Annotated in this window: 15 protein-coding genes; 1 reads left to right on the forward strand and 14 read right to left on the reverse strand. The window is 52.2% G+C overall.

Annotated elements, in window-relative coordinates; genetic code table 11:
* Positions 1-41 precede the first annotated feature (41 nt).
* From fcl to cutA, 13 genes are all read right to left on the reverse strand, one after another.
* Positions 42-1,016 (reverse strand): GDP-L-fucose synthase, encoded by a 975-nt coding sequence (gene fcl / locus A1355_RS22455; RefSeq protein ID WP_269454773.1) that lies wholly within the window; start codon positions 1,014-1,016, stop codon positions 42-44.
* 4 nt (positions 1,017-1,020) lie between these two features.
* Positions 1,021-2,142, reverse strand: coding sequence for a GDP-mannose 4,6-dehydratase (gene gmd, locus A1355_RS22460; protein ID WP_064031511.1), 1,122 nt, complete (start codon positions 2,140-2,142; stop codon positions 1,021-1,023).
* Positions 2,143-2,197: 55 nt separating this feature from the next.
* Positions 2,198-3,796: a VPLPA-CTERM-specific exosortase XrtD gene (gene xrtD, locus A1355_RS22465; protein WP_064031512.1), complete on the reverse strand. Its 1,599-nt coding sequence runs from the start codon at positions 3,794-3,796 to the stop codon at positions 2,198-2,200.
* A gap of 104 nt (positions 3,797-3,900) precedes the next feature.
* Positions 3,901-4,428, reverse strand: coding sequence for a hypothetical protein (locus tag A1355_RS22470; protein ID WP_064031513.1), 528 nt, complete (start codon positions 4,426-4,428; stop codon positions 3,901-3,903).
* A 183-nt stretch (positions 4,429-4,611) separates the two neighbouring features.
* The gene (locus A1355_RS22475) at positions 4,612-5,808 is read right to left on the reverse strand and encodes a class I SAM-dependent rRNA methyltransferase (RefSeq protein WP_064031514.1); all 1,197 of its coding nucleotides are present in this window, start codon (positions 5,806-5,808) and stop codon (positions 4,612-4,614) included.
* A 6-nt stretch (positions 5,809-5,814) separates the two neighbouring features.
* Positions 5,815-6,456 carry a DUF3426 domain-containing protein gene (locus tag A1355_RS26515; RefSeq protein ID WP_082885717.1) on the reverse strand — a complete coding sequence of 214 codons (642 nt, stop codon included), beginning with the start codon at positions 6,454-6,456 and terminating at the stop codon, positions 5,815-5,817.
* 3 nt (positions 6,457-6,459) lie between these two features.
* Positions 6,460-7,344, reverse strand: coding sequence for a 50S ribosomal protein L11 methyltransferase (gene prmA, locus A1355_RS22485; RefSeq protein ID WP_064031516.1), 885 nt, complete (start codon positions 7,342-7,344; stop codon positions 6,460-6,462).
* 63 nt (positions 7,345-7,407) lie between these two features.
* Entirely contained in the window at positions 7,408-8,751 is a 1,344-nt protein-coding gene (gene accC / locus A1355_RS22490; protein WP_064031517.1) for an acetyl-CoA carboxylase biotin carboxylase subunit, read from the reverse strand.
* Positions 8,752-8,769: 18 nt separating this feature from the next.
* Positions 8,770-9,216, reverse strand: a complete 447-nt coding sequence (accB, locus tag A1355_RS22495) for an acetyl-CoA carboxylase biotin carboxyl carrier protein (protein ID WP_064031518.1) — start codon at positions 9,214-9,216, stop codon at positions 8,770-8,772.
* On the reverse strand, positions 9,206-9,667 hold the full coding sequence (gene aroQ, locus A1355_RS22500; protein WP_064031519.1) for a type II 3-dehydroquinate dehydratase: 462 nt from the start codon (positions 9,665-9,667) through the stop codon (positions 9,206-9,208). The genes accB and aroQ overlap by 11 nt, the downstream gene beginning before the upstream one ends.
* A 113-nt stretch (positions 9,668-9,780) precedes the next feature.
* The gene (locus A1355_RS22505) at positions 9,781-10,311 is read right to left on the reverse strand and encodes a TlpA family protein disulfide reductase (RefSeq protein ID WP_064031520.1); all 531 of its coding nucleotides are present in this window, start codon (positions 10,309-10,311) and stop codon (positions 9,781-9,783) included.
* On the reverse strand, positions 10,308-12,533 hold the full coding sequence (dsbD, locus tag A1355_RS22510; protein ID WP_064031521.1) for a protein-disulfide reductase DsbD: 2,226 nt from the start codon (positions 12,531-12,533) through the stop codon (positions 10,308-10,310). The genes A1355_RS22505 and dsbD overlap by 4 nt, the downstream gene beginning before the upstream one ends.
* Positions 12,515-12,832 (reverse strand): divalent-cation tolerance protein CutA, encoded by a 318-nt coding sequence (gene cutA / locus A1355_RS22515; protein WP_064031522.1) that lies wholly within the window; start codon positions 12,830-12,832, stop codon positions 12,515-12,517. Before cutA ends, dsbD begins: the two co-directional genes overlap by 19 nt.
* 71 nt (positions 12,833-12,903) lie before the next feature.
* Here cutA and A1355_RS22520 point away from each other — a divergent pair, with 71 nt between their 5' ends.
* Complete coding sequence (locus tag A1355_RS22520) at positions 12,904-13,335, forward strand: FxsA family protein (protein ID WP_064031571.1); 432 nt, start codon at positions 12,904-12,906, stop codon at positions 13,333-13,335.
* A gap of 42 nt (positions 13,336-13,377) precedes the next feature.
* On the opposite strand, the gene A1355_RS22525 is transcribed toward A1355_RS22520, so the two are convergent.
* Entirely contained in the window at positions 13,378-13,608 is a 231-nt protein-coding gene (locus A1355_RS22525) for a YgaP family membrane protein (protein ID WP_064031523.1), read from the reverse strand.
* Positions 13,609-13,640: the final 32 nt, after the last annotated feature.

Here is a 13,640-nt window from a genome sequence, read left to right on the forward strand (position 1 = left end):
GCGTCAAGCGTTATTTCGACTTCTGATTTAGATCAGCTCAATCATTGGGCCTTAAACTGCCCTTGATTTTCCACAAACCACTGATAAGTCGCTTTTAATCCGACTTCCAAGTTGAATTTTGGCTGCCAACCCAAAGCTCTGATCTTGGAATTGTCCATCAACTTGCGAGGTGTTCCATCAGGTTTGGTTGTATCCCAAACGATCTCTCCTTCGAAACCGACAATCTTACCGACTGTTTCCGCAAGTTCACGTATCGTCACATCGACCCCGGTTCCCACATTGATATGGGACAACATGGGTTCGGTAACCGATTGGTAATGCTGCTTGTCCAGCCCCATGACATATATGCAAGCCGCCGCCATATCCTCGACATGCAAAAATTCACGCATTGCTTTGCCTGTTCCCCAAACGGTAACGCTAGCGTCACCGTTGACCTTCGCGTCATGGAATTTACGGATCATCGCTGGAATTACATGGCTATTGTCCAGATGAAAATTGTCGTTTTCTCCATATAGATTGGTCGGCATAACTGATCGAAAATCCGTGCCGTATTGTCGATTGTAAGACTCGCAAAGCTTTATCCCTGCAATTTTTGCGATAGCGTAAGGCTCATTAGTCGACTCCAATATGCCAGTCAGCAATGCGCTTTCAGCCATTGGTTGTGCAGCAAACTTCGGATAGATACACGAACTTCCTAAAAATAGGAGCTCTCGGCAGCCGGCACGCCACGCTTCGTGGATTACATTGGCTTCCATCATCAAATTTTGATAGATGAACTCCGCTGGATATTCATTGTTCGCGTGGATCCCACCCACCTTAGCCGCCGCTAAAATCACCAGCTGCGGACGCTCTTGCCCCATAAATCTGCGAACCTGCTCCTGGTCGGTTAAATCCAACTCAGAGTGGGATTTGACAATAACGTTTCGATAGCCACCATTCAGCAGTTGCCGATGTATTGCCGACCCAACCATGCCGCGGTGTCCGGCCAAAAAGACTTTTTTATCCACATCGGCCACCGCATTACTCCCGACTTACCGAAACGTTGTAACCTTGATCTTTCAACAAAGCGTGTTTGCGAGCTTGCTCCAGATCGTACGCCACCATTTCCGCCACCATTTCCGAGAGCGTAATTTGAGGCACCCAACCTAGCTTTTCTTTGGCCTTGGTCGGATCGCCCAGCAAAGTTTCAACCTCTGCCGGCCTGAAATATCTCGGATCGATCGCAACTATATTCTGCCCAACTTGCAATGCGGGTGCCTTGTCGCCAGCGATAGACTCAACATAACCTTTTTCTTCGACGCCACTACCCTCCCAGCGAATCGTCACGCCCAATTCGCCGGCCGACATTTCAATGAATTGTCTTACAGAATATTGAACCCCAGTAGCAATAACAAAGTCGTCTGGCTGTTCTTGCTGCAACATCATCCACTGCATGCGGACATAATCCTTCGCATGCCCCCAATCCCTAAGTGAATCCATATTTCCCATGAATAAGCAACTATCCAAGCCAATAGCGATATTACTGAGACCGCGCGTGATTTTACGCGTCACGAAGGTCTCACCCCGGCGCGGGGATTCATGGTTGAACAAAATACCGTTACACGCATACATGCCATACGCTTCACGATAATTTACGGTGATCCAATAGGCATAAAGCTTGGCAACCGCGTAAGGAGAGCGCGGGTAAAATGGCGTAGTCTCTTTTTGTGGAATTTCCTGTACCAAGCCGTAAAGCTCGGACGTCGAAGCCTGATAAAACCGAGTCTGTTTCTCCATGCCTAAAAAGCGAATGGCTTCGAGCAATCTAAGCGTGCCGATCGCGTCGACGTCCGCAGTATATTCGGGCGATTCAAAAGATACCGCGACGTGACTCATCGCCCCCAAGTTATACACCTCATCTGGCCTAATTTCGCTCAAGATTCGAGTTAGGTTGGAACTATCGGTCAAATCGCCGTAATGCAGAAAAAACTTCGGATCGCGAATATGCGGATCCTGATAGATATGGTCGACCCGCTCGGTGTTAAACAACGACGACCGCCGCTTGATCCCATGCACTTCATAGCCTTTTTCCAACAAAAACTCTGCCAGATAAGAACCGTCCTGCCCGGTAATCCCAGTGACCAATGCTTTCTTTCTATTCACTATTGCTCCTCTACCATTTGGGGTACTGTTACAAAAACTTTAACGAAACCGGAGATTACCCTGCCGACGGAGCGGTCGGGACGACATTTTTACCCGGCAGGTACTCGGGCAACACCGGCAGTAGTGACTTCATAAAATCCTGCAAGCGCTTGTCCGCCAACGAAATATCCTCAACTTTATCGACCGGAGTGACCAGACGAATCAGCGCCCCATCGGTGCGATTTAACGTAATCGCATCGTAAAACAAATACCATTTGACCAGAAACTCGTTAGTGACCTGCCGACCTCGTTGATGAAACCAAAAATAGACCAATTGGCGACTATCGCCTTTTTGAATGATCGCGCGGCTAAGCTTGATCGAATCATCCCCTACCCGCATTTCCGGAAATTCGCGCTGTTCAAAACTAACAATCTGCCAACCGTCGCCCGGAATACAACTGCGCGGCGAGTGCACAACCGCGCCTTTGCGTTGCGATTGATAGTAGGCACTATAAAAGTTGATCGAATTACGGGTACCTTGTTGCACAAAATTAACGATGACGTAATCCGTTAACTTCAATTCGTTCAGGTAATATTGAGTCAAATAGTCATTATGTCCGCGCCAGTCGCCTAATTGCGTCGGGAAATGCAGAAAAGCTTTACGCTGAGGGATAATATCCTCCCTACCCTTGAACTTCTCCGAAGCGAGCCCTCCTAAAACTACTAAGCATAGCACTGCGTAGACTGAGATATTTAGCACTGCGGGCGGCATTCGAGATTCGGCCCGCCCCCATTCTTCAGGGATTTGCACCAACTCGTTCATCGACAGGCGACGACCACTAATTCGGCTAAAGATCCGCATTTCGACGAACAGCAGCACCATACACAACAGAAACACTGCCCAACCTTCGAAATCATGCAAAAAACCCTCGGCCATATCAGTCCCCCAGTTATCGACTAGCACGCCAATAACACCGATGCGAAAACTGTTCATAAAAATGGTCAGCGGCATGGATGACAAAAAGATCAGCAATTTTTGCCAAAACGGCCCCTTAAAGAGATAGGCGCATAAAAACGCCAAACTAGCCAGCGGAAACAGATAGCGCAAGCCGCTACAAGCATCAACCACTTGTAGCTTATAGACCCCTAGATCGATAACGTTTCCTTCTAAATACACCATGATGTCGCAGGCACGGATAAATTCCACGCCGAGCCAGGACGAGATCAATTGCAATTTAGAAGACAAATTGTTCAGGATGAAGTCCGGAAACGGCACCATGAAGATTAAGAACAACAGCGGCACCGCGCCGGTGCGTAAGCCCTGTGTTCCGAATGCCGCCGTAAAAATTGCGAACAAGGCCAGAATCAACCCGTACTGTTCCAGGGTTTTCACGGTAGCCAGGCCGCCGAGTACCAACAGCAATAAAGCGATGACCAACAAACCCAATCCCGCTAGGGACTGCCGAACTTCGCCAACCCAGGTCAGCTCATGCCGGCGAATCCATAACAGATAAGCGGAAATACAGGGGATAAAAAATCCATGACTGTATTCCTCCCTTTTCGTCCAAGTTGTCATCATTTCGTCGATACTGCCGCGAAACGCCAAACCCAGCAATAGAAGAGCTCCGCCCCATAACGCCCAGACCAATATTGGTTTATTTGTTTCCGTATTCATTCCGTTTGAAATTCCAAAAATTAAAAAAGCCACCGTCCGTCAGGGCGTCCAGCTGAACATCGGACATTTTCCCAGCTCAACGTGAATCGCGGATGACATCCGGATTAATCTTCCGCAGTCTCTGAAAAAATGGGATTGTTTTTATCGTCTTCGTGCAATTTCGCCTTTTCTTCCGGATAAATATGCCAAAACGATTGATCGATCGCACCGTTCGTGTATCCGTTTTTACGATCGTGGGTGAACGGGCACCACCAATTTTCGACGACTTTGACCATGTAGGCGTGCCATTCGAACAGCGCAACGCTGTAAGGGCAATACCAAGTGCAATTCAAGATCCAAAACAATTTGGACTGGGCCAGGCTGAGCTTAAACGACCCATCCATTGTAATTTGGTTTTTTAAGTTATAACGGTGGCTGGCCCGCTCCGGCAAAAAGTCACTCCAAGACTTCACGTTTTCAGCCCCTACCAGCTTTAAACTCCAGTAGGTCAGGTACGCACTGAGAATCACAAATGGGAGCGTCAAGATCGGCAGATAAATGAATAGCAAACCAATCGCTCTGGAAATAACGGGCATTTGCTGGTGACGGCATCCGATGTTGACGCGCTCCGCGCAGGATTGGCAGGCTTTCATCTAAGTTTCTCCTCGGGTATTGTTGTTATGGTTTGCTCGGCATTGAGCAATTGGAAAATACTGCGACAACCCTCGCAGCAAAACCGTTTCAGCCCATCTCCGGTCAGCAGTTTAAAACCGCCAACCTTTACCGGTTGGCCGCACAAGGCGCACGGGTTAGGCTTCGCTGATGGCATCGCTAACTCAAAGACTCGGCGAAACAGCGCAAAAAAACGTTTTTAGATATTCTGTTTCCGGAACGGCCGGATGTATTGGGTGGTCGCTTCCCTGGCCATCCTCACCGAAAAACACCAAATGTCGATCGATATGCCTGGCCGAAGACCTCAGAATCTCGTGTAGATTATCCCGGCTCAAATGGTGAGAGCAAGAAGCGGATACCAGAATGCCGTCGGCTTCCAACACTTGCAACGCCAGATGGTTCAGCCGGCGGTAGGCCTCGTAACCGGACTTGAAATCTTTTTTGCGCTTGATCAACGCCGGCGGATCCAGGACGATGGCGTCGTAGTGCCGCCGTCCTTCCCGAGCTTGCTTGAGAAATTCGAAAACATCGCTTCGGACAAAGCCCATCTTATCGGCAACTCCGTTCAAGCCCGCACTAGCGGCCGCCAAAGTCAGGGCAGAGTCCGAGCTATCGACGCAACACACCTCGGCGGCGCCGGCCACAGCGGCCTGGATTCCCCAACCGCCGGCGTAACTGAACAAATCCAGCACTCTGGCGCCTTTGACTAGCGAGGCGAAGCGCGCCCTGGCATTGCGATGATCGTAAAACCAACCGGTCTTTTGCCCGGCCGCCACATTGATCAAGAAGCGGGTACCGTTCTCGACAATTTCCGACCGGTCGGGCAGCACCCCAAAAGCTAGCCGCGCTTCCGTGTTCAATCCTTCCAACTCCCGTTGACCCGTGTCGTTCTTCAGCAGGACTGCTTCCGGGGCCAAAAATTCAACCAACAGCTTGACCAAAAGCTCGATGTGACATTCCATACCCACCGTGGTGATTTGAACCGATAAAACCGAACCGTAGCGATCGATCACCAAACCGGGCAATCCGTCGCTTTCGCCGAACACTAACCGGTAATAAGGTTGATCGAACAGACGTTCGCGCAATGTCAATGCCTGCCGCAAGCGTTGCCTAAAAAATTTCTCGCCGATTTTAACATTGGCTTTCCGAGTGAGTAGCCGAGCGCAAATCAAGGCATTCGGATTCAAGTAGGCTGTACCCAAAGCATTGCCCGCATGATCGACCACGCAAACCAAATCGCCGGCCGCGAAGCCGTCCATTGGTGATTTTTGGCTGTCGATTTCATTACTAAACACCCAAAGGTGGCCTTGCCGCAGGCGCTTGTCTTCGTGCTTTTTTAGAAAAAGTTGCGGGTAAGTCATGCAGAGTCAAAGTAAATTTAATGCATAACCAGCGACGGATGTCGTTGGCGCGGCAAACTGTAAACGAAACGGCTTGGTCTGATCCGGATACAACATCCCCGACTCGAAATATTGTTCGGCCCAGAACACCCGCTCCGCGATCACGTTTCCGGATAAATCGGTCAACGTCAACCGTAAATTTGGCACCGCTTGCGGAAAGAGCCCCTGATTGGAAAGAGCCCCGCTGAGCAAATAACTGCGGTCCGCCCCGGCTTGCAAATTCAATTGACGAAAAGTCATTGCCTTAAGGTTTCGATATGCGGGCAGCTGACAATGCACTGCCGAACATACGGCCGCCAAAATACTACGAATCGAGGGCCGATTGCTCAAGGCGGCGCCTTCGAAATAGAACATTTGCCCAATCAACAAGACCAACATTACCAACGCAGCGTAGCCCCAAAAGCTAGGAGACCCGCTCCGCCCCGCAGTCACTTCTGAAAACCGCGCCGACCCAACGCCCGCGCCGCCATTCGAAGCGATTGCACTCAGCCTCGGTAACGCGTCGAAACAGCGGCCGCACCCGCTACAAACCAGCAGGTCCCGGCAATTTCTTAATTCATCGATACTGATCGCTTGACTAAACTGGCAATGCGGGCAGCGGACGAACATGCATCACCCGACTTTGCGGGCATCCAGCCTACACCAATCGTCTTTGCTAATCGGCATCCCAACCTCCAATCCTTGCTGCCGATAGGCTTCGGCTACCGCCTCCGCCTGTTCATTCAAAATCCCAGACAAGATCAGCACTCCGCCCGGCCGAACTAGGCTTGTCAGTAACGGCGCCAGTTCGATCAGCGGTTTCGCCAATATATTGGCGACGACCACATCGCCGATAACGCCGGAAAACTGCTCGGGCAAATAATAATTGATTCTAGCTTGGACATTATTTTTCTCGGCATTGTAGCGACTCGCTTCCAGTGCTTGCGGATCGATATCGACGGCGTGAGCGTACTTACCGCCCAACAACAATCCGGCAACCGCCAAAATCCCCGATCCACAACCGTAATCGATCAAATCCATGGCTTCGACCGAATGCGTGGCCAACCATTCGAGACATAATGCCGTGGTCGGATGCGTACCGGTACCGAAGGCCAAGCCGGGATCCAGCGTCATACACACCGAGCCGGATTCGCTCCGTTCCTGGCCGCTAGGACAAACCCACAAGCGCTCACCGAACTTCATCGGTTGAAAATGCTCCATCCAGGCCCGCTCCCAAACCTGATCTTGCAACACTTCCGCTACCCATTCCTGTAGCGGCCGCCCGACAAACTGGTTAAACGTCAAGGTATGGACGATGTCCGGATCGGTGTCCAACTCAAACAGACCGGTCACTCGGGTACGAGTCCATATTTTAGTTTGATCGATGGCTGGTTCGTAAACTGGTTCGTCTTCGGCATCGCTGTAAGTCACTGAAACAGCGCCCAACTCGCTGAAGAAGTCGGATACCTCGGGTACGGTGACTTCGTCGGTCACGACGGAAATTTGATGCCAGGCCATAAAGACGTCGAAGCAGGAGCTTCCGGCCTGTCATCGTCAAGCGATAACAGACCGGAGAGCGGTTTAATGGATACCCAGTTTCTTTTCCAGATAATGGATGTTCTGGCACCCTTGCGCAAATGCCGCGTCAGCCATGATACTCTGCTGCAACGGAATATTGGTTTTAATACCGTCAATCACCATCTCGCTGAGCGCGGTCTTCATTCGGGCAATGGCACTAGCTCTATCGTCGCCGTGAGCGATCAACTTCCCTATCATGGAATCGTAATACGGCGGCACTTTATAACCGTTGTAAATATGCGTTTCGCAACGTATCCCCGGGCCACCCGGCATATGGAATTGTTCTATCACGCCAGGACAAGGCATAAAAGTCTTGGGATCCTCGGCATTCAAGCGGCATTCGATCGCATGGCCGGTAAACACGACCTGTTCCTGAGTAATCGAAAGTTTCTCACCGGCCGCGATCCGCAGTTGTTCCTTAACGATATCGAAGCCGGTGATCATTTCGGTCACAGGGTGCTCGACTTGAACCCGCGTATTCATCTCGATAAAGTAAAACTCGCCTTTTTCGTATAGGAATTCGAAAGTGCCGGCACCCAAATAACCGATCTCACGACACGCCAATGCGCAACGTTCACCCATCTGTTTGCGCTGCTCCGGCGTAATACCCGGCGCGGGCGCTTCCTCCACCACTTTCTGGTGACGGCGCTGCATCGAACAGTCGCGCTCGCCCAGATGTATGGCGTTGCCATGGGAATCGGCCAAAACCTGAAATTCGATATGCCGAGGATCTTCCAGGAATTTTTCCATATACACCGTGCTGTTGCCAAATGCGGTCCCGGCTTCGGCTTTGGTCAGGTTGATGGCGTTCAACAACGCGCTCTCGGTATGCACGGTACGCATGCCGCGTCCGCCGCCACCGCCCGCCGCTTTGATGATCACCGGATAGCCGATCTCCCTGGCCATTTTCAGATTGGTGTCGTCATCGTCTCCCAACGGGTCCCCGTTGCCCGGCACGCAGGGAATCCCGGCTGCCTGCATCGCTTTTTTCGCGGAGATCTTGTCGCCCATCATCCGAATGGTATCCGGTTTTGGGCCTATGAACACAAAACCGCTCTGACTGACTTTCTCGGAAAAATCGGCATTTTCCGATAAAAAACCGTAACCCGGATGTATCGCCTCGGCATCGGTCACCTCCGCCGCGCTAATGATGGCCGGGATATTCAGATAGCTTGCCGACGACGCGGCGGGACCGATACAGACCGCTTCGTCGGCCAAGCGAACGTGTTTCAGATCGCGGTCGGCTTCGGAATACACCGCCACGGTTTTGACACCCAGCTCTCGACAAGCTCTCAAGATGCGCAATGCGATCTCGCCGCGATTGGCGATAACTATTTTTTCGAACATAGCCCCCCCTATAGTCCGTTATTCAATAATGAACAAAGGTTGGCCGTATTCGACCGGATGGGCGTTTTCAACCAGAATTTGCTTAATCTTGCCGCTCTTGTCCGCTTCAATCTGATTGAGGATTTTCATCGCCTCGATGATGCAAAGCGTTTGGCCAACGCTGACAGTTTGTCCGAGCTCGACAAAGGCCGCGGAGCCCGGCGACGCGGAGCGATAAAAGGTACCGACCATCGGCGATTTGACGACATGGCCGCTCACTTTTTCCTCGGCCGGAGCAGAAACGGGCGCCGATGCGGCTGCAGGCGCGGCGGCTACCGGAGCCGGAGCTTGGGTAAACACCGGTGCCGGTGCCGATGAAGAATAACGGCTGATACGTACCGACTCCTCGCCCTCGCTAATTTCTATCTCAGCAATATCGGATTCTTCGATAAGATCGATTAATTTTTTTATTTTTCTAATATCCATTGTTCTGAGTTCTCGTTAATAAAATCTGATGGGCGGCTTGCAAAGCCAATTCGTAACCGTGCGCTCCCAATCCGCAAATGACGCCAACGGCGATATCGGAAAAGTAAGAGTGACTCCGGAACGGCTCGCGGGCATGCACATTGGACAAATGCACTTCGATGAAGGCAATCTTGGTGGCTAACAAGGCATCGCGGATGGCCACGCTAGTATGGGTAAAAGCGGCCGGATTGATCAATATAAAGTCAACGCGGCGCTGGTATGCCTGATGAATATGGTCGATCAGTTCGTGTTCGGCATTGCTCTGCATGAAATCCAACTCATGGCCCAACTCGGAGGCTAACCGATCGAGTTTTTCATGTATGTCGCTCAAGGTTTGCTTGCCGTAAATTCCCGGTTCCCGGACACCTAACAGGTTCAAATTGGGTCCGTTTAGAACGGTGATGATCGCCATGCAAAGTGAAAACGAAGGTTGATCGAATAGGCGGGAATTCTGCCTAATTTGTGTGTTTTTGTCCAGATAAACTGATTTATATCCATTAACACGACATTTTCCGGACAAATCGCTTATTTTTTCGACAGCATTCCTTCCAGCACTTCCAGCGCTTGGGTTCGAGTCAATTCGCCGAGCTGACGATGCACGATCCGGCCTTGTCTGTCGATGATAACCGTGAACGGCACGGTATTAATCACGTTACCGAGTTGATGAGCCAGCGCGATACCGTTATCGCCGCCGATTAAAATTGGATAGTTGACCGGCCGGCGCTGCAAGTACTCGAGTACCGGCGCCTTGTCTTCGATCGCGACACCGACAAAACGCACGCCGCGACCGCCAAATTCCTGCTGAATTTTGACGAATTCCGGCATCTCCTTTAAGCAGGGCGGACACCAAGTCGCCCAAAAGTTGACGATGACAATATCGCCGCGCCATTGACGGAGGGCTTGCGGCTTGTCATCCAAATCCGGCAACGTGAAATCGGCCGCCAGGGGAACCTCGGCTTCGGCCCCAGGCTGAACCGAGCGGAAATACCAACCGCCGCCCAAGGCCAGAAGCCCGATTAGAATTCCAACCGACACCATCGCGAATTTTCGGGTCATAAGCTGTTCAATGTTTGTAAAAAAGTCTCGGCATCTTGATATCCGATCACTCGGCGATCAGCTTTCTCGCGACCGTCGGCTCCGAAAAATATAATGCCGGGCGGCCCGATCAAGTCGAAGCGTTTCAGCAAAGCCTGATCGGCATCGCTATTGTCGGTCACATCCGCTTGCAGTAACACGAAACCGGCCAACGTTTGTTTCACAGCCGAATCCGCAAAGGTATAGGCTTCCATTTCCTTGCAGGAAATGCACCACTCGGCATAGAAATCCAGCATGACAGACTTGCCGGCCGACGCCGCTTGCTGGATACGCTGCTCAAGTTCGGCCAGCGTCTTGACCCGTTCGAACAGCGGCTTGGACGCGGCTTCTGCCCTACCGCCCGCAAATACGCCCCGCATCGGCTGGAGGGGATTAGTGTTACCGGCGCTCAACCCGATTAACTCCAAGATTCCCAACACCAACAAAATGATGCCGACGCCCTTCCACAACTTGCGCCAACCCGACGCCGAATCGGGCAACGGGTCGATGGCGTTCAAGAAGATCGCGGGAATGACCAACAGCATTGCATACAAAAACATCGACGCTTGGGCTGGAATCACCCGCGCCAACATCCAAACCGCCACCGCCAGCATTAACACGCCAAACACGCTTTTGGTCGTATTCAGCCAGGCCCCGGCCTTGGGCAACAAGCGGCCCGCGGATGCCCCCAGCAGCAACAGCGGCATTCCCATGCCCAAACCCATCGCGAACAACGCCGACCCGCCCAGCCAGACATCGCCGGTCTGACCGATATAGATCAACGCAGCCGCCAACGGTGCGGCAACGCACGGGCCGACCACCAGCGACGACAAAGCCCCCATGATCGCCGCGCCCCAATACGAACCGTCTCGATGGCGGTCGCTGGAGCGATGCAAGCGTTCCTGCAACGCTTTCGGCACTTCCAGGTTGTAAAAACCGAACATCGACAACGACAGCAACACAAACAAACCGGCGAATACCGCAATCACCCAGGGCTGCTGAAAAATTACCTGCAAATTACTGCCGAACAGGGCCGCCAACACACCGAATACGGTGTACATCGTCGCCGACGCCAAAACATAGCTCAACGACAGCAAGAACGCCTTGCGTGTACCGATGTCGCCATGACCGACAATAATGCCGGACAAAATCGGAATCATCGGAAATACGCAAGGGGTAAAGGCCAGCAATAGACCAAAACCGAAGAAACTCAGCCAAGTCAGCGGCAGACTGTCGCGGCGCAGGGCATCGACGATACGATCCTGCTCCGACACCGCCGGCGGCGTTGACGCGACAACGGCAGAAAGATCGGCCGATTCGGCGGCTTCCGGCAACGCCACCTCGACGACTTGTTGCATAGGCGGATAGCAGACGCCGCGATCGGCGCAACCTTGAAACTTGGCCAGTACTTGCAAGGTCTCGGCGGCACGATTGTCTCGCGTCAGCGGGATATCCACACTGACATTCCGTCGGTAAATTTGCACCTGCCCGAATTCCTCGTCGTGGTACGCCTCGCCTTCCGGCAATTGCAACGGCGTCAAGGCGGAGTGGGCCGGCGTTTTAAGTTGCACGGCCAGCTTATCCTTGTACAAATAATAACCGTCGGCAATCCGCCAATTCACCCGTAGCACGTTGGCGCCCACCGCCTCGGCAAAAAACTGAAAGGCTTGCTCCGGCGGCAATAATTCGCTGGAAAACAATCCCGGCGTCAGACCTTTCAGACCTTGCACGAATTGATTTAAGCCACCGGTCGCCGAGGCCCCGACAGTCGCAACCGGCAAGTCGATATCCAGCACCACTTTCTGCGGCGGATAACACACCCCGACATCCGCGCAACCTTGATATTTGACCAACAACTTCAACTGCCGCTCGTGCGTGCCGTTGATCAACGGCAGTTTGACGTCCAGATTGTCCCGATAGACCACGACATCGCCGAGTGTCGCGTCATGCTCTTCCGCGCCGGTCGGTAATGGCACCGTAGCGAGGGAGATTGACTCGGTCCGCGACTGAATCTTAATTTTGTCGCGGTACAAATGATAGCCGTCGGCAATCCGCCAGTTCAGTGCGACATGCTCCGTATCGCTGGCGGCGACAGTCAAACGAAAGGCTTGGTCGGGAGGCAAAAAATCCTGACTGTCCAAGGCCGCCGCGTGAGTAAAAAACCCGAACAGCAAAAACAGCGAGATCAATCGATAGCAAGGCATGAATTCATCCAATGTAAATAATCCGCCGAACCGCGTTCGATCGGCAGCGCGATAATTTCGGGCACGTCATAGGGATGCAGTTGCTTCAGCAAAGCCTCCAATTCGGCGTAGCGTTCGCGATGACTTTTAATCAGCAGTAAATGTTCCCCGGCCGATTCGATTGCACCCTGCCATGCGTATACCGAGCGAACGCCCGGCAAGATGTTGACGCAAGCCGCCAATTTAGCGGCAACCAGTTCGCGCGCCAGATGCTCGGCGATGTCGGCATCCGGGCAAGTACAAAAGATTAACAATGGCATGTCGATATTATCCTGGAAATCCGCCGGATATGCTTTTAGTATTGCTGGTTTTTTCGCCGATCGAGACCGCCATGAAACCCTTGCCCTTTCTGTTAGCCGCCATTTTGATCGTCCCGTTCGTGGAAATTTATCTGCTATTGATGGTCGGCGGCATCATCGGCGTCTTGCCGACGATATTTCTAGTGATTTTTACCGCCGCGCTCGGGACTTGGCTGCTGCGCACGCAAGGGTTCGCCACCTGGCAACGCTTTCAAGCCGCATTGCGGCAAGGCGAGATTCCGGCTTACGAAATGATTGAAGGTCCGATTTTATTGGTTGGCGGCGCGCTATTACTGACGCCGGGCTTTTTTACCGACGCGATCGGCTTCGCCTGCTTGGTGCCTGGATTGCGCCGAAAAATTGCTCAATACGTGTTGGAACGCTACTTGGTACCGATGTCGGGTAGTTCCGCCACCGGTGCTCAGCGGGTGGTCATTGACGGCGAATACAAAAAACAGGACTAAGCCGACGACCCAGGGCTCTCGCCATCGGCCGCCGGAACAATATTATTGGCTGTCGGCGTTTTGGTTCAAGGTATTTTTATCGAAGCCGGAATAGGCGGGACACCAGCCGAAATAACTGGTCGCGATCAGGACGCCGCCAACCAATAACATCAGGATGCTGGCGGTAAACAGGGAAACAAACACCAGTACGATGCCGGAAACCATGCGGACTTTCTTATCTTTGTCGCCGATATTGTGTTCAAACTTGATCAAACGTTTATAATCGAAGCTCATCTCCAATCCTCTCTGTGTAGTATTTATTGTTA

Origin of the sequence: Methylomonas koyamae, assembly GCF_001644025.1 — a bacterium.
Classification (GTDB): Bacteria; Pseudomonadota; Gammaproteobacteria; order Methylococcales; family Methylomonadaceae; genus Methylomonas; species Methylomonas koyamae_A.